At 71.9% G+C, this 23,051-nt stretch carries 22 protein-coding genes and 1 pseudogene; 18 read left to right on the forward strand and 5 right to left on the reverse strand.

The window, feature by feature from the left end:
• Nucleotides 1–1,162 precede the first annotated feature (1,162 nt).
• A complete protein-coding gene (locus OG588_RS49195) occupies nt 1,163–1,504 on the forward strand; it encodes a chorismate mutase (RefSeq protein WP_405945463.1) in 342 nt (113 codons plus the stop codon).
• Here OG588_RS49195 and OG588_RS49200 read toward each other — a convergent pair.
• Nucleotides 1,497–1,646, reverse strand: a complete 150-nt coding sequence (locus tag OG588_RS49200) for a hypothetical protein (protein ID WP_405945462.1) — start codon at nt 1,644–1,646, stop codon at nt 1,497–1,499. The genes OG588_RS49195 and OG588_RS49200 overlap by 8 nt on opposite strands.
• Between OG588_RS49200 and OG588_RS49205 the strand changes: the two genes are divergently transcribed.
• The 8 genes from OG588_RS49205 (at nt 1,636) to OG588_RS49240 (ending at nt 9,057) form a co-directional block, all read left to right on the forward strand.
• Nucleotides 1,636–2,481 carry a menaquinone biosynthesis protein gene (locus tag OG588_RS49205; protein WP_405945461.1) on the forward strand — a complete coding sequence of 282 codons (846 nt, stop codon included), beginning with the start codon at nt 1,636–1,638 and terminating at the stop codon, nt 2,479–2,481. The genes OG588_RS49200 and OG588_RS49205 overlap by 11 nt on opposite strands.
• Nucleotides 2,478–2,771, forward strand: coding sequence for a Dabb family protein (locus OG588_RS49210; RefSeq protein ID WP_405945460.1), 294 nt, complete (start codon nt 2,478–2,480; stop codon nt 2,769–2,771). The genes OG588_RS49205 and OG588_RS49210 overlap by 4 nt, the downstream gene beginning before the upstream one ends.
• 86 nt (nt 2,772–2,857) lie before the next feature.
• A complete protein-coding gene (locus tag OG588_RS49215; protein WP_398842500.1) occupies nt 2,858–3,274 on the forward strand; it encodes a DUF2000 domain-containing protein in 417 nt (138 codons plus the stop codon).
• 341 nt (nt 3,275–3,615) lie between these two features.
• Nucleotides 3,616–5,040, forward strand: a complete 1,425-nt coding sequence (locus tag OG588_RS49220) for a phenylacetate--CoA ligase family protein (protein ID WP_405945459.1) — start codon at nt 3,616–3,618, stop codon at nt 5,038–5,040.
• Nucleotides 5,037–6,035, forward strand: a complete 999-nt coding sequence (locus OG588_RS49225) for a branched-chain amino acid transaminase (protein WP_405945458.1) — start codon at nt 5,037–5,039, stop codon at nt 6,033–6,035. The genes OG588_RS49220 and OG588_RS49225 overlap by 4 nt, the downstream gene beginning before the upstream one ends.
• A 61-nt stretch (nt 6,036–6,096) precedes the next feature.
• Nucleotides 6,097–6,690, forward strand: coding sequence for a prephenate dehydratase domain-containing protein (locus OG588_RS49230; protein ID WP_405945457.1), 594 nt, complete (start codon nt 6,097–6,099; stop codon nt 6,688–6,690).
• Nucleotides 6,691–6,849: 159 nt separating this feature from the next.
• The gene (locus OG588_RS49235; protein ID WP_405945456.1) at nt 6,850–7,836 is read left to right on the forward strand and encodes an ornithine cyclodeaminase family protein; all 987 of its coding nucleotides are present in this window, start codon (nt 6,850–6,852) and stop codon (nt 7,834–7,836) included.
• A gap of 27 nt (nt 7,837–7,863) precedes the next feature.
• Entirely contained in the window at nt 7,864–9,057 is a 1,194-nt protein-coding gene (locus OG588_RS49240; protein WP_405945455.1) for a histidinol-phosphate transaminase, read from the forward strand.
• Nucleotides 9,058–9,084: 27 nt separating this feature from the next.
• Here the strand turns inward: OG588_RS49240 and OG588_RS49245 are convergent, their stop codons facing one another.
• Nucleotides 9,085–9,537: an Lrp/AsnC family transcriptional regulator gene (locus OG588_RS49245; protein ID WP_366095571.1), complete on the reverse strand. Its 453-nt coding sequence runs from the start codon at nt 9,535–9,537 to the stop codon at nt 9,085–9,087.
• Between the two features lie 160 nt (nt 9,538–9,697).
• On the opposite strand from OG588_RS49245, the gene OG588_RS49250 reads away from it, so the two are divergent.
• A complete protein-coding gene (locus tag OG588_RS49250) occupies nt 9,698–10,735 on the forward strand; it encodes a DMT family transporter (RefSeq protein WP_405945454.1) in 1,038 nt (345 codons plus the stop codon).
• A 294-nt stretch (nt 10,736–11,029) separates the two neighbouring features.
• Here the strand turns inward: OG588_RS49250 and OG588_RS49255 are convergent, their stop codons facing one another.
• Nucleotides 11,030–11,887 carry a TniQ family protein gene (locus tag OG588_RS49255; protein ID WP_405945453.1) on the reverse strand — a complete coding sequence of 286 codons (858 nt, stop codon included), beginning with the start codon at nt 11,885–11,887 and terminating at the stop codon, nt 11,030–11,032.
• Between the two features lie 59 nt (nt 11,888–11,946).
• Nucleotides 11,947–12,360: pseudogene (locus OG588_RS49260) on the reverse strand (ATP/GTP-binding protein); the annotation flags it as partial.
• A gap of 1,231 nt (nt 12,361–13,591) precedes the next feature.
• Between OG588_RS49260 and OG588_RS49265 the strand changes: the two are divergent.
• From OG588_RS49265 to OG588_RS49300, 8 genes are all read left to right on the forward strand, one after another.
• Nucleotides 13,592–14,317, forward strand: coding sequence for an AAA family ATPase (locus OG588_RS49265; protein ID WP_405945452.1), 726 nt, complete (start codon nt 13,592–13,594; stop codon nt 14,315–14,317).
• Between the two features lie 103 nt (nt 14,318–14,420).
• Nucleotides 14,421–16,079: a Mu transposase C-terminal domain-containing protein gene (locus OG588_RS49270; RefSeq protein WP_405953027.1), complete on the forward strand. Its 1,659-nt coding sequence runs from the start codon at nt 14,421–14,423 to the stop codon at nt 16,077–16,079.
• On the forward strand, nt 16,076–16,828 hold the full coding sequence (locus tag OG588_RS49275; RefSeq protein ID WP_317775403.1) for an ATP-binding protein: 753 nt from the start codon (nt 16,076–16,078) through the stop codon (nt 16,826–16,828). Before OG588_RS49270 ends, OG588_RS49275 begins: the two co-directional genes overlap by 4 nt.
• A gap of 75 nt (nt 16,829–16,903) precedes the next feature.
• Nucleotides 16,904–17,515 carry a hypothetical protein gene (locus OG588_RS49280; RefSeq protein ID WP_405945451.1) on the forward strand — a complete coding sequence of 204 codons (612 nt, stop codon included), beginning with the start codon at nt 16,904–16,906 and terminating at the stop codon, nt 17,513–17,515.
• 148 nt (nt 17,516–17,663) lie between these two features.
• Entirely contained in the window at nt 17,664–18,050 is a 387-nt protein-coding gene (locus tag OG588_RS49285; protein ID WP_405945450.1) for a hypothetical protein, read from the forward strand.
• Between the two features lie 17 nt (nt 18,051–18,067).
• The gene (tap, locus tag OG588_RS49290) at nt 18,068–20,338 is read left to right on the forward strand and encodes a telomere-associated protein Tap (RefSeq protein WP_405945449.1); all 2,271 of its coding nucleotides are present in this window, start codon (nt 18,068–18,070) and stop codon (nt 20,336–20,338) included.
• A gap of 3 nt (nt 20,339–20,341) precedes the next feature.
• Nucleotides 20,342–20,899 (forward strand): telomere-protecting terminal protein Tpg, encoded by a 558-nt coding sequence (tpg, locus tag OG588_RS49295; RefSeq protein ID WP_405945448.1) that lies wholly within the window; start codon nt 20,342–20,344, stop codon nt 20,897–20,899.
• A gap of 104 nt (nt 20,900–21,003) precedes the next feature.
• A complete protein-coding gene (locus tag OG588_RS49300; protein WP_405945447.1) occupies nt 21,004–22,005 on the forward strand; it encodes a hypothetical protein in 1,002 nt (333 codons plus the stop codon).
• A gap of 18 nt (nt 22,006–22,023) precedes the next feature.
• Here OG588_RS49300 and OG588_RS49305 read toward each other — a convergent pair whose 3' ends face one another.
• The gene (locus OG588_RS49305; protein WP_405945446.1) at nt 22,024–23,019 is read right to left on the reverse strand and encodes a hypothetical protein; all 996 of its coding nucleotides are present in this window, start codon (nt 23,017–23,019) and stop codon (nt 22,024–22,026) included.
• Nucleotides 23,020–23,051: the final 32 nt, after the last annotated feature.

Raw genomic sequence — 23,051 nt, forward strand, 5'->3', positions numbered from 1 at the left:
TGCGGGGCCGCCGGCCCGGCCGCGGCGGGGGTGTCGATGAGAGGGGGGCGCCGGGTGGCGGGCCGCCGGCCCGGACACGGCCGTGTCCGGGCCGGCCGTGTCCGGGCATCCGTGAGGCGGTACCCGCCCGGCGCGGCCGTGAGGTCGGCGTCCGGCGGAACCCTGCCCGGACCGTGCACCGCCCGGGGACACCGCCGGGATGCCGGCGCCGCCGATCCCGCCGATGTTGCCCGGTCCGGTCCGGCTTCGCGGGCGGTCCCGGCCGGGAGCACGGCACCGGCCGGGTATGCCGCCGCGCGGCCGGTGCCGCCCGCGGCGGGGACGCGTGGAGCGGGGCTGATGCGTGTCTTCACCTGGGAAGTGCCTCCGACGGTGGCGGGGACAGCGGGGACAGCGGGGACAAGGGCCTCGGCACTCCTCGTTCCTGCCGGCCGGAGGCGCCTTTTTGCTTGTCCGGCGCCCCGTCGGACGGCCCGCTTCGTGAAGGCGCGGGGCGGGAGGGGGTGCCGGGGACCGGCAGCCGTAGGGGCGGGGCCGTGGGCGGACGGGTGGCCGCGGTGATGTGTTCGGGCGGATGACCCGGCGCCGGCGGGCGGCCGCAGGACGCGGCCGGGACCGGGTGTGTCACGTCCCCCGGTCTGGGTGTCACCTCCCCCGGTCCACTCACCTCCCCCCGGTCCACGAGCGGTGGATCACCGGCCGGAAAGCCGCCGGCGTATCGGGCCATATGTTAGGGGGACCGGCGGCGTGTTTACCGGGATCCAAACTTAGTTCGGAAAGCTGTGGTGGAAAGCGTTCGTGGATGAACTTAATTCGATGGCCGTGCGGCTCCTGCGGGGAGACGGTCGGCGGGCCGGCTGCGGTTTTGGTCCGGGAGCCGGAAGAACGGGGCGCCGGTGTGCCTTCGGCGGTTGAGTCTGCTAAAGGCGCGGTGTTCTCCGGGAGTTCACGCGGAGGCCCGGACGCCGTGAAGATTCGGGAACTTTCCGCGACCGGCCGGCGTTCCCGGCGGATTGCTTCATACCGCTTCCGTCTCACGATCCGAGACAGGGGCTCGGGGGCCTTGTGTAATCAAGTGAGGGCATGAATAGGATTCAGGTGTCTGATGAACGTCACTGCTCACCCGTGCCCCATTCCGGGGCGGCTGAAGGAGTTTGCGTACATGACACAGCAAAGCACGGGGGACTTAGCGGCGGATGCCGTTGAGATTGATTTACGCAACGCAATAGAAAACGACCGGCAAGAGATCGACGCTCTCGACTCGAAGATTATCGAGCTGATTCAGAGCCGCCACCGGGTCTCCTCCCGGATCCAGCGGCGCCGCCAGAGCGGCGGCGGCCCGCGGACCGAGCTGGCGCGTGAGACGGTCGTCATCGACCGCTACCGTCAGGCGCTCGGCCCCGAAGGCACCACACTGGTGACGGACATTCTGCGACTGTGCCGGGGCCCCGCCCCCGAGGCCGGCGCACCGGCCGCGGCCGGCCGCGGCCGGCAGCTCACGTGACCGTGGTCCACGCCGTCTCCCGGCCGCCGGCCGCTTCCCGTACCGCCTCAGCCTCCGCCTCAGCCTCCGCTTCCGCCTCGGCTTCCGTTTCCCGTCGTGCCGTCTCCGCGGCCCGGTCCGCCCGGCTGCGGGTGGGGGACATCTCCTTCCTCAACTGTGCCCCGCTGCGCTGGGGCCTGGCGCACAGCGGGGCCGGTGAGGCGTTCGGCATGGTGTCCGGGCCGCCGGAGTGGCTGGCCGAGGAACTGCTCGCGGGGCGGCTGGACGCGGGCCCCGTCAGTCTGGTCCGGTATCTGCGGCACGCGGATGCCTGGGAGCTGCTGCCCGGCGGTGTCGCGGTGGGCAGCGACGGGCCGGTGCACTCCTGCCACCTCGTCTCCCGCGCCCCGCTGGGCAGTCTCGACGGGGCTGTGGTCGCCCTCTCGGAGGCCAGCCGCAGCACGGCCCTGCTGGCCAGGATGCTGCTGGAGGACGCCGTGGGTGTGCGTCCGGTGTACCGCTGGGTCCCGCAGGACCTGGACGGCATGCTGGCCGTCGCGGACGCCGCCGTCCTGATCGGGGACGACGCGCTGCGGCTGCACGCCCGGCCCCCGGCGGGCCTGCGGGTGCGGGACACCGGCGCGCTCTGGCGCGAGTGGACCGGCCTGCCCATGGTCTTCGCCGTCTGGGTGGTGCGGCGCGAGGTCGCGCGCGAGGACCCCGAGCGGGTGCGGGCGGTGGCCGCGGCGCTCACGGACGCGGCCGGGCGGGCCCGCGCGCACCCGGAGGAGGTGGCCGCCTCGGCGGCCGCCGAGGCGGCCCGCGGCCCGGGCGGGCGCCTGTCCGAACAGGTGCTCCTGGACTACTACCGGGTGCTCGACTACTCCCTGGGCGAGCGGCAGCTCGCCGCCGTGCGCGAGTTCGCCCGGCGCGCCGCCGCCCGCGGCGAGGTCCCCGAAAACCGCTCCCTTTCGCCCGTACCAGGAGGCCGTCCGTGATCCGCCACTATGTGCTGTTCAAGTTCAAGCCCGGCGTTTCGTGGGACGACGCCAGGGCCCAGCAGGCCGAGCAGACCGCGGCCAAGGTGGGCGGCGAGGTGCCGGAACTCCGCGAGTGGAAAATCGGCCGTAACATATCGACCCGGCCGGTCGCGTACGACTTCATCGTCGTGGGTCTGCTGGACGACATGGACGCGGTGGAGCGCTATTTGGTGCACCCGTTCCATCAGGAAGCCATCAGGGCCTGGCGGGAGATCAGCGACTGGGTGATCGCGGATGTCGAAGAATGATTTCCGGATAAACCTGAGAAGAATTCTGTCACCTCTCCGGTGAGTGGCGTCCGAATTCTGTACGAGTACATGAGATGGGGAAAAACGTGGGGTACCAGTTCGAGAAGTGCGCCATTGTCGTCGACAAGGAGCTTCCCGCAGGACTGGCGATGAACACCGTCGCCGCACTCGCCCTGTCGGTCGGGAAATTCACCGACGACATCGTCGGCGACGACGTGAAGGACGCCGACGGCCGGCTGCACACGGGTATCACCTCGATCCCGCTGCCCGTCCTGAGGGCCGACGCCGGGGAACTGCGCGACGTCGCGGTCCGGGCGCTGGGCGCGAGCGACGTCTTCGTCGTCGACTTCACGTCGGTGGCCCAGTCGTCGCGTTCCTACGACGAGTACACGCGCCGTACCGCCGAGATCCCCACCGGTGAACTCCCCTACATCGGCGTGGCCCTGTGCGGCAGCAGGAAGGCGGTGGACCGGCTCACCGGGAGCCTGCCGCTGTACCGCTGACCGCAGCCGCACCGGCGCGCCCGCCGGCCCGGCACCCCGGCCCGTGCGGCACCCGGCCGGTGCGGCACGGCGGGCCACCGGGCACTCCGGCGGGCCCGGCCGGAGCATGCCCGCACGCTCCGGCCGGGCCCCGGAACCGGAACCGGCGCCGCGCCGCCCGCCTCGGCCGCCGCGCCCGCCTCGGCCCGGCACGGCCGGCGCGGGCACCGCACGCAGGATCACCGCCCCGCCCCGCCCCGCCCCGCCCCGCAACGCCCCGCCCCGCCCCGCCCCGCAACGCCCCATGTGAACGAGACAGCGAACGAGACACGAGACACGCGAACGAGACGCGAGAGGAAGGCATGTTCACAGTTTTCGACGACGAACTCGCCCGCACCGCCCGTGAGATACGCGACCGGCACCGCTCCTACGCGGCGGGCCGGTGGACCGAGGACGAACTGGCCGCCCATCAGGCGGACGCGTTCCGCGCCACCGTCGAGTACGTCACAACGCACTCCCCCTTCTACGGCCGTCACCTGGCGGACGTGGACCCGGGGGCGATCACCTCGCTCGCGCCCGAGCAGCTGGCCGCCGTGCCGTTCACCACCAAGGACCACCTGAGGCAGGAGTTCGCCGACGTCCTGTCGCTGCCGCTGCACAAGGCGTGGATCTTCTACGAGACCACCGGTACCACCGGCCGCAGCACCCCGTGCCCGCGCGACAACACCGACTCCCTGCACAACAACACCGCGCTGACCGTGTACTACGACACGATCTTCCGGCAGTACGGCGACGAGCAGATCATCGGCGTCTCCGGCCCGACCGAGCTGCACGCCTTCGGCGACACCTTCGGCGACGTGTGCCGCAACCTGGGCCACGCCGTGGCGAAGATGTGGCCGCACTCCCCGATGGTCGGCTTCGACCGTGCCCTGGACACCCTGCGGACGCTGCCCGTCACCGGCCTGTTCAGCACGCCCGGCATGGCCCTGACCCTCGCCAAGAAGGCCCGCGCGGCCGGCCTCGACCCCCGGCGCGACTTCCGCCTCGACGTCATCATGTGCACCGGCGAACTCGCCTCGCCCAGCCTGCTGGAGAACATCGGCGAGGTCTGGGGCGCCCGCGTCTACAACGCCCTGTACGCCTCCCAGGAGGCCTCCGTGATGGGAGCGGCCGGCGCCGACGGCCTTCTGTACACGGCCCCGCTGCTCAACGTCTACGAGGTCATCGACCCGGACACCGGACAGGCTGTCGCCCCGGGCGGCGACGGGGTGCGCACCGGCGAGCTGGTCGTCACCTCCCTCTACCGGGGCAGCAAGCCCCTGGTGCGCTACCGCACGGGCGACCTCGTCCGGCTCGGCCCGCCCGCCGCCGGCCGCGCCCTGCCGGCGCCCACCCTCGAGGTCCTCGGCCGCACCCGCGACGCCCTGCGCATCGGCGGCCGCGAGATCAGCGGCTACGACCTCGAAGAGCTGCTGCTGACCCACCCGCGCGGCTACCTGGACTACCAGATCGTCATCGACGCCGTGGACGGCCGCGACGAGCTGACGCTGCGCCTGGAACTCCCCGACGACCGCCGCGCCGTACGCCTCGACGAGGACGAGATCAGCCGCGCCGTCGACGGCCGGCTGGAGGTGCCGCTCCGCTTCGAGTACGGCCCGCTCGGCAGCGTCACCACCACCGGCGCCATGGTCAGCTGGAAGGCCGCCCGGGTGGAGGACCGCCGGCTGGCCGTCCCCGACGAGGAGCAGACCGCCGCGCTCGCCGTGGCCGGCGGGAGGGCCCAGTGACCGTCGCACACAACGGCGCACCGGCACAGGTCCCCCCGGCACAGGTTCCCCCGGCGCAGGTCTCCCCGGCCGTCGCCCAGATCGCCTACCACGACGGCGAGTTCATGCCGCTGGAACGTGCCGTCCTGCCCGTCACCACGCAGGCCCTGCAGTACGGCACCGGGGTCTTCGAGGGCATCCGGGCCTACGCCCAGGACGGCGGCGGCCTCGCGGTCTTCCGCGCCCACGACCACTACCGCCGGCTGCTGCGCAGCTCCCGCACCCTGCGCATCGACGTCGGCGGCACGGTCGAGGAACTGTGCGAGCTCACCGCCGAACTGCTGCGCCGGATCGGCGCGAGCGAGGACACCTACATCCGGCCGCTGGCCTACAAGCGGGCCCTGCTGCCCGGCCAGAAACCGGGCGTCAGCCTGTCGGGCGTCTCCGACGCCCTGTCCGTCAACGCCTTCCGGATGGGCTCCTACACCGACCCGGCCGGCATCCGCTGCGCCATCAGCTCCTGGCGCAGGCCCGCCTCCGACGCGCTGCCGGTGCGCGCCAAGGTCACCGGCGGGTACGTCAACAACGCGCTCGCCGTGGACGAGGCCCGCGCGGCCGGCTGCGACGACGCGATTCTCCTCAACAGCAGGGGACAGGTCGCCGAGGCCAGCACCTCCAACGTGTTCGCCGTCATCGGCGGCCGGCTGGTGACCCCGCCGGTCACCGCCGATCTGCTGGAGGGCATCACCCGCGACACCGCGGTGACGCTCGCCGCGGACCTGCTGCGGACGCCGACCGACTTCCGCGACCTGGGCCGTGACGAACTCGCGGGCGCGGACGAGGTCTTCCTCACCGGCACCGGCACCGAGATCGTCCCGGTCACCGAACTCGCCGGCCGCCCCGTCGCCGGGGGCACCCCCGGCCCGCTCACCACCGCTCTCATGAGCGCCTACCAGGACGTCGTCCGCGGCCGACAACCGCGCTACGACGGCTGGCTCCACCCCGTTCACGTGTGACCGAAGACAGGCTCCGCACCAGCAGCACAGCTACCGGCAGCACAGCTACCAGGGGGACAGCATGACCACCGAGGCACCCGGCTGGATAGACACGGCACTGACCAACGGACCGTCCATCGACACCATCGGCACGCTCGGCCCCGCCGGCACGAGCAGCGAACAGGCCGCGTTATACCTGTGGGCCGACCGGGGCAAAGACGTACCGGAGATCCGGCTGTACGACTCCTACGAGGAGGTCGGCGAGGCCCTGCGCGAACGCACGGTGAGCCACCTGGTGATCGCCAACGCGTACGCGGGCGTGCACAGTTTCTACATGGACCCCGGGCTCCGCTTCGCCGGCGCCTTCCTCTTCGACACCCCGCACTACGGCATCGCCGTCGCCCCCGGCCACGCCATCCCCCAGCGGGCCCGCATCGCCACCCACCCCGCGCCGGTCGCCCTCGTCGAGGAACTCCTGCCCGAGGGGTACGCGGTGGAGGAGATCCTCTACGCGGCCTCCACCAGCGCCGCCGCCGGCCAGGCCCGCCGCCGGGAGACGGACCTGGCCCTGACGACCCAGCCCGCGGCCAAGGCCAACGAGCTGGAGTTCATCTCCCGGACCCGCCCGATCCGCATGCTCTGGTCGGTGTTCACCCTCGCCGCTCCGACGTCCTGACCCCCGGCCGGGACAGGGACGCCGTACAGGCCGCTTCCCCCGCACCACCCCCGCACCGCCTCTGCCCGGCCCCCGCATCACCCCCGCATCACCCCCGTACCACCTCTGCACCACGCCTGCCCCGCCCCCGAGGAACACCGAGGAAGGAAACGCCCGCACATGCTCTTGATCGACCGTGCCACGGTCCGCCGGGTCTACCCCCTGGAGCGCGCCACCGAGGTCATGGCCGAGGCCATGCGCCGCTACAGCTCCGGCCTCGTCGACCAGCCGCTGCGCACCATCCTGCGCCCCGAGCGCGACAGCGGGCTGCTCGGCACCATGCCGGGCTTCGTGGCCGGTGCGGACCTGGCCGGATACGGACTGAAGGCCATGGTGCTCAAGCCGGAGAACCTGGCGCGCGGCCTGGACCTGCACATCGGGATCGTCATGGTCTTCGACCCGGAGACCGGTGCCCCGCTCGCCCTGATGGACGCAGGCGCGGTGACGGCCGTACGGACGGCCGCGGTCTCGGCGGTGGCGACCGCCGCACTGGCCCGGCCCGACGCCGGTGACCTGGCGATCCTCGGCTCCGGGGTGCAGGCCCGCAGCCACCTGGAGGCCATGGCCGTGGTCCGCGAGCTGCGCCGGGTACGGGTGTGGAGCCGGACTGCCGCCAACGCCGAGGCCTACCGCCAGTGGGCCGCCAAGGAACCCGGCATCGAGGTCGAGGTGATGGACCGCCCGGCCGCCGCCCTGGCCGGGGCCGACATCGTGTGCACCACGACCGCCGCCAGGGAGCCCCTCGTCGAGGCCGGCGACCTCGCCCCGGGCGCCCATGTCAACGCGGCCGGGGCTTCCTTCGTGGACCACCGCGAGCTGTCGGCCCAGACGGTGGCGCGGTCGGCGTTCTTCGTGGACAGCCGCCGGTCGGCGCTCGCCGAGTCCGGCGACCTGAAGGCGCCGCTGGACGCCGGGCTGGTCGGGCCCGACCACATCCTGGCCGAGCTGGGCGAGGTGCTGCTCGGCCGGCATCCGGGCCGCCGCGACGAGCGGGAGATCACCGTCTTCAAGTCGCTCGGGCTCGGCGTGCAGGACATCATGTCCGGCTTCGCGATCGCCCGGGCGGCTGCCGCCCAGGGGCTCGGCCAAGCCTGGGACCAGGACTGACACGACCGAGAGGACACCGAATCCGTCATGAGCACAACCAGCACAGCCGGCACAACCAGCACAGCCGGCACGACCGGCACGACCGGCACAGCCGGCACAGCCAGTACGGCAGATGCCCCGGGCGCACCCCGCACCCGGGGTACCCCGGGTGCGGCCGCCCCCGCGCCCCGCACGGTGCTCGCCGGCATCCCGGCCTATGTGCCCAAGCCGCCGGCCCCGCCCGCCGAGGGCCCCTCCCACCGGCTGTTCCTCAACGAGAACCCCTACCCGCCGCTGCCCTCCGTGCGGGAGGCCATCGCCCGGGCGGCGGCGCAGAGCAACCACTACCCGACCATCCACCCCGAGCGGCTGACGGACGCCCTCGCCCGGCGGCTCGACGTCCCGCGCGGGCATCTGGTCACCGGCCCCGGCTCGGTCGGCATCTACCAGCAGGTCGGCCAGGCCATGCTGGAGCCGGGTGACGAAGTCGTCTACGCCTGGCCGTCGTTCGAGGCGTACCCGATCGTGGCGCGGATGGCGGGGGCCGTCCCGGTGGAGGTGCCGCTCGCCGAAGGCGTGCACGACCTGGACGCCATGGCCGCCGCCATCACCCCCAGGACCAGGGCCGTCTTCCTGTGCGAGCCCAACAACCCCACCGGCACCGCCGTCGGCACCGCCGAACTCGAGCGGTTCCTGGACCGGGTGCCCGGTGATGTCCTGGTCGTCCTGGACGAGGCGTACTTCGAGTTCTACCGCTCGCCGGGCGCTGCCGACGGTGTCGCGCTGCACCACGAGCGGCCCAACCTGCTGGTGCTGCGCACCTTTTCGAAGGCCTACGGGCTGGCCGGGCTGCGCGTCGGCTACGGCGTCGCCCAGCCGGTGATCGCCGAGGCGCTGCGCAAGTGCGCCGTGCCGTGCGGGGTCGGCCGCATCGCCGAGGAGGCCGCGCTGGCCGCGCTGAGCGTGGAGACGGAGCTCTTCGAACGGGTGGAACGGATCGTGGCGGAGCGGGAGCGGACCCGTGAGGCGCTCCTGGGGCTGGGCTGGGAGGTGCTGCCCAGCGAGACCAACTTCCTGTGGCTGGCGACGGGCGAGGCGGAGTCGGTGGCGGCGCGGTGGGAGCGGCGCGGTCTGCTGGTCCGGGCCTTCCCGGGCAGCGGTCTGCGGGTCACCCTGGGCAGCCCCGACGCCAACGACCTGCTGATCACGGCGGCGAAGGAGACCGCACCACCGGCCCGCTGACCCGCCCGCGAGGGGTCCCCGCGGGCGTCAGGCCGGCCCGATGACCTTCTTGCGCATGTGCCCGTAGACCACCGAGGTCCGTACGTCGGCGAGTTCCGGACGCTTCGTCAGCTTGTCCAGGACCACCGCGTGCAGATGGTCGGTGTCGCGGACGGCGACGTGCACCAGGAAGTCGTCGTTCCCGGTGAGGACGAAGAGCGATATCACCTCGGGCATCTGCTCCAGGAAGGTCTGGAAGGCCTCGATCACCGCACGCGTCGGCGGCCGGACCCGTACGGCGATCACGGCCTGCAGGCCCCGGCCGATCGCCGCGAGGTCGGCCTCCGCGTGAAACCCCGTCAGGATGCCGCGCTCGCGCAGCGACCGGATCCGCTCCAGACAGGTGGACGGGGCGATGCGGAGCGCCTGGGCCATGTCCCGGTTGGTGCGCCGTCCGTCCTCCTGGAGCATCCGTACCAACGCCGAATCTAGTTCGTCCACACGTGCCTCACTCTGCAAAATCCGAAGGTAATTCGGATTGTACGCAGCTTATTTGCGAATCTTGTTAGCCTCCTGATGGATCGGCTGATTTTTGTTCGGACGCTGGCTGTATGTCTGCGTGTCCGGCGGTGGTAGCGGTGGTAGAGGGAGGCGACTTCGGATGCGTGAGCGAGGGCCCAGCGCGAGGGCGGTCTGTGCGGTGGTGGCGGCCGCCCTGTTCTGGAGCAGTTCGTACGCGGTGACCAAACAGCTGCTGGACGAGGTCGGCCCGCTCAGCATCGGCGCCATCCGGTTCACCCTGGCGGCCCTGCTGCTGGGCCTGCTCATACGCCTGAACCGGCACCGCCCCGCCCGGCCGGACGCCCGCCAGCGCCGGCAGCTCTACCTGAGCGGATTCCTCGGCATCACCGTGTACTTCGTCCTGGAGAACGTCGGCGTCGATCTGTCCACGGCCTCCGACGCGTCCCTGATCGTGGCCACCTACCCCATGATGACGATGCTGCTGGAACTGGTCCTCCTGCGCACCAGGATGCCGCTGCTGCGGGTGACGGGCGTGCTGCTGGCCACCGCCGGCGCCTTCCTCGTCGTACGCAACGGAGCCGAGGTCGGCGGAAGCTCACGGTGGGCGGGAGACATCCTCCTGCTGCTCGGCGGACTGGCCTGGGCCGGGTACAACGTGCTCACCAAGCGCGTGAGCGCCGGCCAGAACGCCGTGAGCGTCACGTACTACCAGACCCTGGCGGGCGCGGCGGGATTCCTCCTCGCCTCCCTGCTGGAGGCCGGCGACTGGCGGATGCCGGGCGCGACCGCCTCGTCACTGCTCGTCTACCTGGCCGTGGCGTGCTCGGTCGGCGGCTTCCTGCTCTACAACTACGGCCTGCGCCGGATGCCGCCGAGCGTCGCCGTGAACATCCTCAACCTGGTTCCGGTCATCGGCGTCATCGGCGCCGTCGTGATCAACGGGGAGACGATCCGGCTGGCCCAGGCAACAGGCGGCGTCATCATCGTCACCGGGGTGGCACTGGGGCTGATCGAGCGGGGGGAGAGGGCCCCGGCGCCGGACGCGGACAACGGCGACGGCGAGACGCCCGCAACCGCGACCGTGACCCCCCGGGCCCGGACAGCGGCCGGGTCTGCGCCCGGCGACCCCGAAACCACCGCACCGGCCGCCGAGTGCGCGATCGACGCGGCCCGATAACCCCCCTGCCTGCCTGTGGCGTAGCTGGTGCTGCTGCTTAGTGATCTTGGTTGTGGCCTGCTGTTGTTCAGCTGTACTGAGCGGTGTGTTCGCCTTGTCGGAACGGCTGGTGCGGGGCTGGTGGGTCGGTGACGCGTGGTGCGTGGGCTGAGCTGGCTGTTTGGTGTTGCGCAGTGTGCTGGGTGGGGCAGTGGTTTTTGCGCAGGGTGGTTGGCGCGCCTACAGGTAGGGGGACTTGTCGGCCGATTTGCTGAGGTCGGGGCAGCAGGGGCACGTGGGTGGTTCAGCGGGTGGTCAGGCGTTTCCAGAGCAGGTCGTGGTCGGCGGGTGCGAGGCGGGGAGTTGGAGGCGGCCGGCGAGTTGGTGGAGGAAGGCGGTCTGCTGTGTGCGTGTCAGGGGGTTGGGGGGCAGGCGGTCGAGGGCCGTGGCGAGGGTGAGGGTCTCGGGGTAGGTGATCAGTTCGCGGCAGGTCAGGGCGGGGGAGGCCGGGCCCGGGGACATGCGGGGGTTGGTGGCGGTGAGCCGGTGCAGGCGTGTGTGCCAGCGTTCGTGTAGGTGCTGTTGGTGGTCGTACCAGCGTGTCGTGATCGTCGATGCCCAGCTCAGGGAGACCGGTGTGGCCGGGCGGCGCGCGCTCAGGTGGGCTTGGGTGAGTTCGGGGACAGCTCGGATGTCGAGGGGCGCGGGATGCCGGGGGTCGCTCGATGCCTGCTGGTGGCGGGTGCAGATCATGATCCGGGGCAGGCCCGGCGACGGGTGGATCCACGCGGGGGCTGCCGTGTGCGGGCTGCGGCGGATGGTGCAGGCGATACACGCCGGCAGCGGCTGCAGGGCGGGTTCGACCACATGCCAGTGGGCGGTGGCGGTGCCGTGCGCGCCGGTGTGGGCCGACGAGGGCGCGGGCGGGCGCAGATGGGGCAGGGCGCGGGTGAGGTGTGTGATGGGGATGCGGGTGAAGCCGGACAGGCGGCGGGCGGCTTCGGCGTTGAGGCGGATCTCGGCGGCGGGCGGGGCATGCTCGGTGCCGGTGACGGTGATGCAGAGACCGTCGAGGAGCTGGGCGGGGCTGAGGCGGTAGGTGGCGGCGAGGCGGGTGAGGTAGGAGGCGGTGGCCTCGCCGGGCAGCGGCCGTACGCGCAGCGGGCCGGGCACGGATGGCCACATGGTGGCGGCCCGCACCGGGGGCGATGGCCTGGTTGCGGCCGGGGAGGTCACCGGCCGCTGGCGCGGGTGCGGCGGCGGGCGGGGTTGCGGGGGCGGTAGTGCTCTTCGGCGAGGTGGTCGAGCGCGATGCCGTCCAGGAGTGTCTTGGTGATGCGTTCGCTGCTGTCGAGGATGGCTTCGATGGCGGCTTGGCGGATCAGGCGGGAGAGGCTGCCGATCCGGCCGGCGGTCCGCTCGTGCAGGTAGGGGGCCAGCTTCGGCAGGCTGCCCGCCCGGTGGGCGTGCAGGTCGAGGGCCTGCTCGAGGGAGGCGATCAGCTCCCGGAACGGCTCTCGCTTGCCGGCGCGTGCGGGCAGTGCCCCGCAGTCGATCAGGGAGGCGCGCCCGGCCAGCTGCGCGCCGCGCACCCCGGTGAACACGGCGCTGTCGGTGACGTCGATGCCCGCGTAGACGAACGTGGCCCGCGCGCCCCCGCCGTCGTGCCCGGGTGGGTAGTTGCGCCAGTGCCAGCACGACCGCAACACCTTCGCTTCCATCCCATAGCGGCTTGCGATGCGGCAGATCAGCGACGAGGTTGTCTCCGCCCGCAGGGGAGCGTCCGCAGCAGGCCGGGGTGATGGGTCACTCCACCCCGGTCTCGTGTCCGCCGTCCCGGCGGGCGCTTTCGCAAGGGATGCCAGCGGAATCCAAGCAAACCGGTTCCCCGAGAACGGCTGAAGAGCTGATCTCTTTCGCAAGCTGCCTCTCGGCTCCTTCGCCAAGCCGGAGGTCACCTGAGGTCACCTCAGCCGGTTTCAGTCCCAGTGCACGGATCCGTTTCTGCTGGTCCTCACAGTGGCCTCGGCACACGGGCCCAGGGTGCCGCGAGGACGGACGGGCCACTGGGCGGGACCAGCTTCGGTGCGATGTGCCGGTTTGGTGTCAGTGGGTGGGTGTCAGTGACGGGGTGTCAGGCTGGTGTGTTTTTGCTGGTGGGCGCTGAGGCTGAGCGGGGTCACTGACGTGGGGTGGTATTTGTTGCCGATGCCACTGCCGTGGGGTGGTACACCCCATCTCGTGTCGCTGTCATGGGAACGGTGCTTTTGATCTTTTTGCGGGGTGGGCGGGTTCACGGTGGTCTTCTGTCGGGCGGGTGGCCGGGGAGGGCCGTGTGGGGGAGTGGGAGCTTGAGGGTCTGGCGTCGGTGTCGCGGCCGGTGTTGGTGGGGCGGTTGCTGGAGCTTGATGCGGCTGGTGGCGTGACGTCGGCGCATGTGCGGGCGGGGGCGCGGTTGGCGGGGGTGCATCCGCGGACGGTGTGGCGGTGGGTGGAGGCGGCGCGCAGTGAGGGTCGTGTGGAGCGTCGCAGGCGTTCGCGGTTTGAGTTGTCGGAGCAGGCGTGGGAGGTGCTGGCGCAGGCGGGCGGCAATGTGTCTGTGCTGTACCGGCATTTGGAGGAGTGCGGGGACGGGGTTGCGGTGGTGTCGCTGGCCTCGGTGTACCGGGCGGTGCAGCGTGAGCTGGCTGCGGGGCGGGTGTTGCCGGAGCGTGCCGCGGTATCCCGGGCGCGGACTGAGCGGGAGACCCGGCAGGCTCTGGCAGACCTCGCCGTCGCGGGTGTCGGTACCGGCGCGCCGTCTGCTTCTGCAGCGGCTGGTCCGGCTGGGCTGACGCCCGCAGCGCGGGAGGCGGGATTGGTGGCGGGGCGCCGGGCGTGGTGCTGCCGGTGGGGGCTCAGGCGGTGCGTACGGCGTCGGTGCGTGCGGTGGCCGAGGCGGTGGGGCAGGCGATGGCGGCCGGGGGCGCGGCGTGTGTGTTCGGGGATGCGGGGCGGGGAAAGACGGTGGCGCTGCGGATGGCGCTGTCGGGTCCGCCGGTGGGCTGGGGTGTGTCGTGGGTGCGGGTGCCGGTGCGTGCGTCGGTGTCGGAACTGCGGCGGGCGGTGTTCGAGGCTCTGGTGTTGCCGGGCCGGTTTCCGCACCGTTCGGCGGAGGCCGATGAGCGGATCGCCGGGGTCCTGGACGGGGCTCGGGTGCTGGTGGTGGATGAGGCGCAGCGGTTGCCGGTGCCGTGTCTGGAGTATCTGCAGTCGTTGTGGGACCACCCGCATGTCCGGATGGCGCTGGTGCTGTGCGGGGCGGGCAGCGAGCGCTCGGTGGCGCGTGTGCCGCAGCTGGCGTCGCGGGTCTGCGCGTGGCAGGAGGTGGGGCGTCTTGCCGCGGGTGAGGTGGCTGCGGTGGTGTCCGCCTTTCATCCGCTGTGGGCCGGCGTCGGTGGCGGGGAGGTGGCGTGGATCGACGAGTCCTGCACGCACGGCGTCTTCCGCACCTGGGCCGCCTTGACGACGCACCTGCAGAACGCGCTGCTGACCGTGCCGGATGCGACGGTGGACCGGGCGCTGCTGCGTGGTCTGTTCCGGCGTCTGAGCCCCCCGGCCTGAGCGGATGTGCGGACAGGAGGGGGAGAGGGAAGACAGCGGTGCGGCCGGCGCTGTACGGGGCGGGCTTCCGGCGGCGTCGCGTACCGCGCTGCGCGGTGTGGCGGTGCGCCGGCTGCTGGCTCTGCGGGTGCGGGGCGGGCTGACGACCGGTCATGTCCGGGTGGCGGCGGATGCGCTGGGGGTGTCGGAGCGCACGGTGTGGCGGTGGCTGGCCGAAGCTGGCCTCGACGAACGGGCGGCGGACGAGCCCGGCGCACGGGCCCAGACCAGGACGAGGTTCACGATCACGCCGGAGGTCCGTGCGCTGCTCGCGTTGTGGAAGGGCAATGTCGCCGCGGTGCAGCGTGAGCTCGCTGCCCGTGCGGCCGGGCGCCCCGTAGCTGATGCCGGTGCACAGGCCGGGGCGCCACCCGGTACTTGTCTGCCGTCGGATGTGCCGTCGCTGACGACGCTGCACCGGGCGATCCAGCGGGACCTGACGCCGGGGGAGCGGGCGGGGCTTGCGGGTGGGGAGCGGGCGGCGCGCAAGCACGATGTGTTTCTGGCCCGGCCGCGGGGCTGGCGCAACCAGGTGTGGGAGACCGACCACGTCCAGGCCCCGGTGCTGGTCGAAGTCGACGGTGTGGCGCGGCGGCCGTGGATCACGTGGTTCACCGACTGCGCGACGAACGCGATCACAGGGGTGGCCGTCACGCCGGGGGATCCGTCGCGGGAGTCGGTGTTGTCCGCGCTGCGTTCCGCGGTCCTGCGCGAAGAGCCTTACGGTCCGTTCGGGGGTCTGCCGGAGAAGGTACGCGTCGACCGCGGCAGGGACTTCCTGTCCCGCACGGTGACCGCCGCGTTCGGTCTCCTGGACGTGACGGTGGAGGACCTGCCCGCCTACACCCCCCACCTCAAGGGCACGGTGGAGGGCCTCAACCGGGCGGTGGAGAGCATGTTCCTGGCCGCGCTGCCCGGCTATGCCCGCCAGCCGCGTCCCGGCAAACGGGCTTCCCGCCCGAAGGACGAAGTGCTGCTCGGCTTCGAGGACTTCACCACCCGGCTGCTGGATTGGATGCTCTGGTGGAACACCGAGCACCGCCCGGCGCCGTTGCGGGGCAAGACGCCGCTTGAGGCGTGGCAGGACGATCCCACCCCGCTGCGGGACGTGCCGGCCGCGGACCTGTGGACGTTCACCCTGGAGGACGCCGGCACCCGCACGCTGACCACCCGCGGCATCCGCTTCAAAAAGCGCGACTACGTGGGGCCGTGGATGACCGGCCAGGCCGGGATCCAGGTCCGGGTCCGCTTCATGCCCCACCACGACCACCGCATCGAGGTCTACCACGCGGCCACCGGCCGCTACCTCGGTCCTGCGGACCTGGCCGACCAGGCCACCGACGAACAGATCAGCGCCGTACGGCGAGCGCGGTCCGCCCGTGTTCGCCGTCTGAAGAAGGACCTTCAGGCTTCCCAGCGCGAGCGCTACGCCGCCGCCACCCAGCCCGAGGCGCCCCGGCGGCTCGGCGCGCTGACCACCGCGCAGGCCGAGGCCGAACTCGCCCAGGCCACCGGTACCGACCTGTCCGATCTGGCGCTGCGGGACCTCATCCCGCCCGCCGCGCCGCCGGCCGGGTGGCGCACCCCTGCTTCCCTGGCGGTGCTGACTACACCAGGTCTGCCTGCCCCCGTGCCATCCGGCCGTGATTCCGATTCCGCTCAGCCCGGCCCGGACGGGCGGACCGTACAGCCCACTACCGATGAAGACGGAGATGCCTTGTGAGCGCGGCCTCCTACCAGTACATCGATCTGCCGGACGCGTCCGTGGTCACCACCCGCGCTCTGCTCACCGCGCGGGAGAACATCGCCGACACGGTCGCGGCCCGCGCGATGATGTGTATCCACGGCGGGGCTGGCTTCGGCAAGACCCTGGCCGTCAACATGTGCCTGGGTGAGCTCGAACCTGGCGAGGATGTCCGCCGGCTTGCTTTCCGTGCCCGTCCCACCGCCCGCGCGGTGCGCTACGAGCTGTTCACCGCGCTCGACCTGCCCGGGGCACCGCCGCGCCACCCCAGTGAGTTCGACCGCCTGCTGAAGACGGCCCTGGCCGAGCGCCCCCGCACCTTCCTGGTGGATGAGGCCCAGTGGCTCAACGGGGAGGCGTTCGAGTACTTCCGCTATCTGTGGGACGACCCCGCAACCCGGCTCGCGGTTATCTTCGTGGGCGGCGAGGGCTGCCACACGGTGCTGCGCCGCGAGCCGATGCTGTCGTCGCGGATCTTCATCTGGCAGCACTTCACCCGCCTCACCCCCGGCGAGGTCAGCGAGACGATCCCGCTGTTCCACCCGGTGTGGGCCGACGCTGACCCGGACGACATCACCTTCGCCGACCAGCATGCCGCGCACGGTAACTTCCGTGACTGGGCCCGCCTCACGGCCCACGTGCGTCTGGCGCTGTCCCGCACCGGCCGGCCACGGGTGGACCGGGAGGTGCTGCGGTGGGCGTTCGGCCGGCTGGGCGGCTCCACCTGATACCCGGCCGCACGCGGCCCATGACCCATCGCCGGTACGGGGGAGTAGCAGTGGAATGCGAGGAGGCGGACTGCGGTGGGGCTGCTGGACCCGATCAACCCGCTGGGTGAGATCGCCGTGGATGTTCTGGTGTGCGGCCGGGCTGCCTCCAGGCGTTGCCCGCCCGGCAAGGCGCTGCGTACGGCGAACCGTTCGCCCTTCACCGTGGTCGTGGACCGCGCAGACGACGTGCGCTTCACCCGCACTGTGCTGGCCGCCCACCACCCGGCGGCGGGACGGGTCGTCATCCACCCCACCGTCGGCGGGGGCGACCGGCTGCTGTGGCACGACGTCCTGCACGCGGTGGCCGACGGCAGGCCCCTGAGAGCCCCGTCGTGCGCAGCCCGCGGCAACACATCCGCGCAGGAGCGGGCGGCGCGCGCCGCCCTGAAGGCCGCGGCCATGCACCGGATGACCGTCCTGCGCGCGCACCGTATCGGATGGGGCGTATGGGCGGACCTGATGGCCCTGCACCACAGCACCGGCACGGACGTGACCGTGGTACACCATGCCGAACTGCCCGTTGACCTGGCGCATCTGCTGCGCCACTGCGACCACCGCATCCTCACCGCCTACGCCACCGTGCGGGCGCTGCACCCGCCGGCGGAGACATCGGGCCAGTCTTGCGTGGACAGACGGCACCGGTGACCGACAGCTCCTGGGTGCTGACCTGTGCCGGGCCGCGGTAGAGCCGTTGCGCGCGCCCTTCGCTGCTCCCCGGGGCTACGCGTCAGCCCACGACATCAATCAGACAACGAATCGTTGTTTAATTGTCTGTATGGGGTACGGTGGCCGTATGCCACGAGACTCCCGCCAGCAGGCCCGTGACCGTCTGGCCGCGCTGGAGGATGCTCCTGCGTCTGGCACCACTGCGGCACGCCGTCTGGAAGAAGACGCCTTGTTGCTGGGGCGGCTGCTGGCGTCTGCTGCAGGCGGTCGGGGAAGCGGTGGGCGGGAGCTGGCGGTGACGGCGGATGATGTGGCTGCCGCACTGGGCTTGTTCGAGGAGATGCGGGAGCAGCTGGACCGGCTGGAGACCCAGGTCGTCATCGAGGCGCGGCGGTGTGGCATGGACTGGCGCCAGATTGCCGGGCATCAAGGGCTGAACTCCTCCCAGGCCGCTTCGCAGCGTTATCAGCGGCTGATGACCCGGCTCGAAGAGATCCGGCAGGGCGTGCGGTGACAGAGGAAGAGCTGCAGATGACGAACCAGCCGCCGGAGTTGTTCTCCGCGGTCGATGCGCTGCTTGCTGCCGTCGACGAGGGCACCGTGCTGCCCGTGCCGGCCGAGCGGGTACGGCTGCGGGAGGCGGCCGGCCTGACGCCGGCCGCCGTTGCTCAGGTGCTCGGCGTGCGCGTGGCGAGCATCACCGCGTGGGAGGCGGGCCGGGCCGAGCCGAGAGGGGAGCGGTTGGAGGGCTACCGCAGGCTGCTTGAAGGCCTCGCACACCGCTACCCTGCGCCCGCCGCGCCTTCCGGCAGCGAGCCCGGCTCCCTGCCGGGGCCGCCCACACCGCAGCAGCCTGCCACTCCTGCGCCGGGGCCGTCGCCGTCCCGGGCTGCTTCCACAGCCCCCACATCCGACGCTGCGGCCACGGCCACCGAACACAACACCCCGCCCCGCCCCAGCCTTGCCCCGGCCGCCGCATCGAGACCGGCCACCACCGCCGGGCCGTCGTCTGCGTCGAGGCGCCCGGCCGTGAGGAAGACCGCCCCGGCGACCACCGCGGCCGCCGTCGACCCGCGGTTCGCCAACGGGCCGCTCGCGGTCGTCGACATCGACGACGACGGTGAGGTCCTCGCGTACTGCGTCGGCGGCCTGGTCCTGGACGTACCCGCCAAATCGGTTCCGGCCCTGGTCGACTGGACCCTGGCCGAGGCGAAGCTGGGGCAGCCCAAGCTCAGCGGTCCGGGCAAGGACGCCGACCCGCTGCTCGTGCTCACGAAGGCCGCGTGCGAGCGCTACGGTCTGCCCGCCGCCCTCACCGACGAGGAGCGGCTGGCCGGACGGCTCCCTGAGGGCCACAAGGTCATCAAGCAACTGGTGCGCGCCGGCTGGAAGCTGACCAAGCGGGGGTTCGGGCCGTGGGCGCGGATCTACCGCCCAGCGCAGGGTTCGGAGCGGGCCTGCGTGCAGCTGTGTATCCCGTCGTGGAACGCGCTCGATCCCCGCAGTTGGGGCCACGCCGCACAGCTCGCGCCGGCGGACCTCGCCCGGCTCCTGGGCGTGTACGCGACCCGGGTGATGACGCCGCGCGGTTCCACCGCCGTCACCGGGCTGGAGCTGATGACCGCGCTGCACCCGCCGACCCGTGCCTCCGCGCCGGACGCCGACGGCAAGCGGCACTCCGAGCACAACCCCGGCTCGCTGGGCAAGGACCCCGTCGACCCGGCGCCGTGCGAGGTTCCCGACGGGCACCCGCTGCTGGCGGACCTGCCCCGGTTCCACGTGCGCGGTCCGGCGGAGAAGCTGTTCGAGGAGGCCTACGACTGGGCGCGGCCGTTCACCGACGCCGAATACACCCGGCGGCACCTGGTGGGCATCGACGTGAACATGGCCTTCGCCGCCGGAGCCAACGGCCTGACCGTCGGCCTCTGTGCACCGACCCACGTCACGAACCCTGTTTTCGACGCGAAACTGCCCGGTTCGTGGCTGGTTGACCTGTCCCATGTCGACCTGTCCAGGGTGAAGGTCGGCAAGGACACGTGGGTGGACCTGGACGGCGGTCTGCTGCCGAGCCCGTTCACGCCGTCGGGTGAGCGTCCGACGGGTCCGGCCTGGTACGCGACGCCGACGGTGGCGTACGCGGTGGAGCTCGGCTACGACGTCACGCCGGTCGAGGCGTGGGTGCGCTACGAGAGCGGGCGTTACCTGGACTCCTGGTACAACCGGCTGCGCGACGCCTTCCTCGCCACGATGGCCGATCTCGGTGTCGACGCGGACCTGGCGCCAGCCGATTTCCTGACGGCGATGGACGGCTACCAGCAGCGTGACCCGGACCTGGCGATCGTCGTCTCCGCGATCAAGGCGACGGTGAAGGGCGGTCTGGGTAAGCTGCGTGAACGCCCGCGCGGGGAGGGCTGGAAGCCGGGCGAGCCGTGGCGGGCCCTGTCCCGCCCGACGTGGAATCCGCACATCCGCGCGGGGGTCATCTCCCGCACCCGCATCAACTTCCACCGGAAGATCATCAGGCATGCGGCGTTCACCAGGCAGTACCCCGTCGCGATCCTCTCCGACTGCGTCGTGTACGCGGTCGACGGCGCCAGCCCGCTGGACTTCCTCCCGTACAGGGACGGCAAGCCGCTGCCGGGCGGCTTCAAGCTCGGCATCAACCCCGGCCTGGTCAAGTGGGAGGGCACCCAGGAACTGCTGTGGGGTGAAGGCGTCCGCGAGCAGTTCGACGCCCCCGCACTCAACCTGGCCCGGTACATCAAGGACGGCACCGTCACCGGCGTCGACAACGGAGAGTAGGAGATGGCCATGTTCGGGGAGGGCCTGGACGCCGCGGTGCAGAAGGCGTTCACCCGCCCCGCGCCCAAGAGCGCGGGCGCGCGGATGCGGTACCTGGTCAAGCAGTTGGGGGGCACCAAGGCGGTCGCCCAGATGCTGCGGGTCTCCCAGCGCACCGTGGAGCGGTACGTGAAGGACCAGATCAAGAAGCCGCGCCCCGACCTCGCCGCCCGGCTGGAGCGTGAGGTGAAGGCCCGGTGGCAGCCGCAGATCCGGGCGAAGGCCCGCGCGAAGGCGGCGAGCACCGGCGGCATCGTCATCGACACCCGCGCCCGCCTCGGCTACACCGCACCGATCGGGACGACGGACCAGGACCGCATCCGGCACCTGACCGTCGCCCTGCCACCGCAGTACGCGGCTCGTCTCTTCGACGCCCAGGAGGCCGGCGCCACCGACCAGGAACTCAAGGAGATCGCGGCCGACGCGCTCAAGGAGGTGTACTTCCAGGACAACGGCCGCCGCGCCGGCAGCCTCGAGGAGGTCCGCTTCACCGACATCGAGCACCTGGAGTTCGACCTGTAGGCGCATCCTGAGCAGCCTGCAAGCACCGGCGAGGGCGACGGGGCGCTGGTGGTGATGGGATCTCCTTGATCCCGGCGGGCTCCCAGACGACCACTGTGTCGTGCATGTACGGCTTGACCGAGGCGATCGGCGGTCATGATGGCGGCATGAACGACGCACCCCGGGACACACCGCCCGCCCGGCCTGAGACAGCAGATCCCGGCCTGTCCGGAGAGGCGGTGGCGGGTGTACTGCGCCTCGCTGCTTCGCGCGAGCGCACTGTGGACGACCACATGTTCCGTGCGGGGCGGACCTCGTTTCGGCTGCAGTTGTTCACCGCCCCCGGGCAGCGGGCAGTGGCGGTGGCAACCCAGGCCGAGGATGAGAGTCCTAGCCTGACCAACGAGGCCGAGTTGTGCGCAGCGGAGGTATGGCAGCAGCACTGCCCCGGCCAGGAACTTCCGCCGGTGTGGATCGAGCGGCAGTTCCCGGGCGCGTTCGGTCAAGAACCCGCCTTCCAGCTGGTCACCTTCGGCGAGAGCGAGCAGTACCAGGTGCACCAGCCGCACTGGTGCACGATCAGCACCGAGCAGATCGTGCACCTGGTCGGCGGACCGGTCGCTGAAGACCGAGGCGAGGGATACCTGCCGCCCGAGCCGGAAGCAGAGCCGGAGCTGCGGTTCGAGGCGATCGAGTTGCGGCGCTTGGCGCAGCCCCTCCCGTTCCGCGAAGAATGCATGTCCGGTGGTTCGGGCGCTACATCCCGGGCGCGGAGCTGGACGGACCGTCTCTTGCGGCGGCGCTGCTGCTGGTACCACTCAGGCGACTGGCACCGCGTCAACGACATGGCGCTCACCGCGCTCTCGCGTGCGCGAGACGAGGATGTGAAAGCGGACGACATGAGGCGCTACGCCGATGCGTACGCTGCTGTGGCCGGCGCGAGCAAGTGGGAACGAGCAGCGCTCTATTCCCTGTACTGTCCGCCCGTCGCCATCCAGCCTTCTGGTGACGACTACATCAGCAACGGCTTCATTAACGGCCAGCACCGGGTTCAGGCGATGCGGGATGCCGGAGTAGGACGGACGGTCGTCCTGCGCCTCGTGTGGCCGGATAACCCTGCTGAATAGAACCCCGGTGTCTGTACCTCAAGCAGCGAGGGCGTCCTGCAACTCCTTTGCGGCGCGTTCGTGGTGGTGTTGGGCGGGGATCGCTTCGTGCAGGTCCAGGGCGCGGCGGCGGACCAGGCCGGTGCGGTAGCCGTCCGGGAGCGCGGTCAGCGCGGCGGCGGCGCGGCGGCAGGCCTGCTGGGTGTCGCCGTCGTGGTGGGAGCAGGCGGCGGTGTCGATGTTGAGCAGGGTCCGGGGCGTGCTGCTGGTCGGCGCGGACAGTTCCAGCGCCCGCTGCTGGCTCTCGAAGGCGCGGCGGGTGTCTCCGAGCGTGGTGAAGGCGTGGCTGAGGTGCACGTGGTGCTTCTGTTCGCCGTACGTCAGCCACGTGTCCGACCGCTCGCCTTCGGGGAGCCGGTTCATCAGGGCGTCGGCGGCCGCGAGCGCGGTGCGGGCCTGCTCGCTCTGGTGGTTGAGGGCGTAGGCGCGGGCGGCGACCGCGGCCGCCAACGTTGCCGCGGCGGTCGGCCGGGTGCCGGCGGCGCGGCGGGCCTGTTCGGCGAGTTCGACCGCCGCCTTCGGAGCGCCGTAGTTGAGCGGCACCATCGCCTCGCGTGCCCGGACCCAGGCGTACAGCTGATTGTCGCCGGATTCGGCGGCGGCCCGGGCGGCGGTGGCGAACCAGGCGCGGGACTCCGCTCGGTTGCCGACGTCGTGCAGGACGATCGCGGTCATCCCGGCCATTTGCCCGGCCGTCCGGCACAGCCTGGCCCGGACCGGTGCGGGCTGCGGGACGGCGAGCAGGGGGCGCAGAGTGGTGAAGTCGACGACCGTGTCGGCCAGGACGCGGGTGGGCTGCTGGTCGTGGTAGCCGTACCCGTAGCTCTCGGCAGCGGCCTCCAGGTCGGCCAGGTCCTGGGGCACGTTGGGGGAGAGGGTCTGGTCGACGTCGGTCCGGGCGGCGGTGAGCGCGGCGAGGGCCGGAGCGGTGAGGTTGGCGGCCAGTGCGCCGCGCAGCAGGTTGCGGCGCTTCATCGGATCATCTTCTCCATGGTCGGGCTCCGTCG

Origin of the sequence: Streptomyces prunicolor (assembly GCF_045162825.1) — a bacterium.
Taxonomy (GTDB): domain Bacteria; phylum Actinomycetota; class Actinomycetes; order Streptomycetales; family Streptomycetaceae; genus Streptomyces; species Streptomyces prunicolor.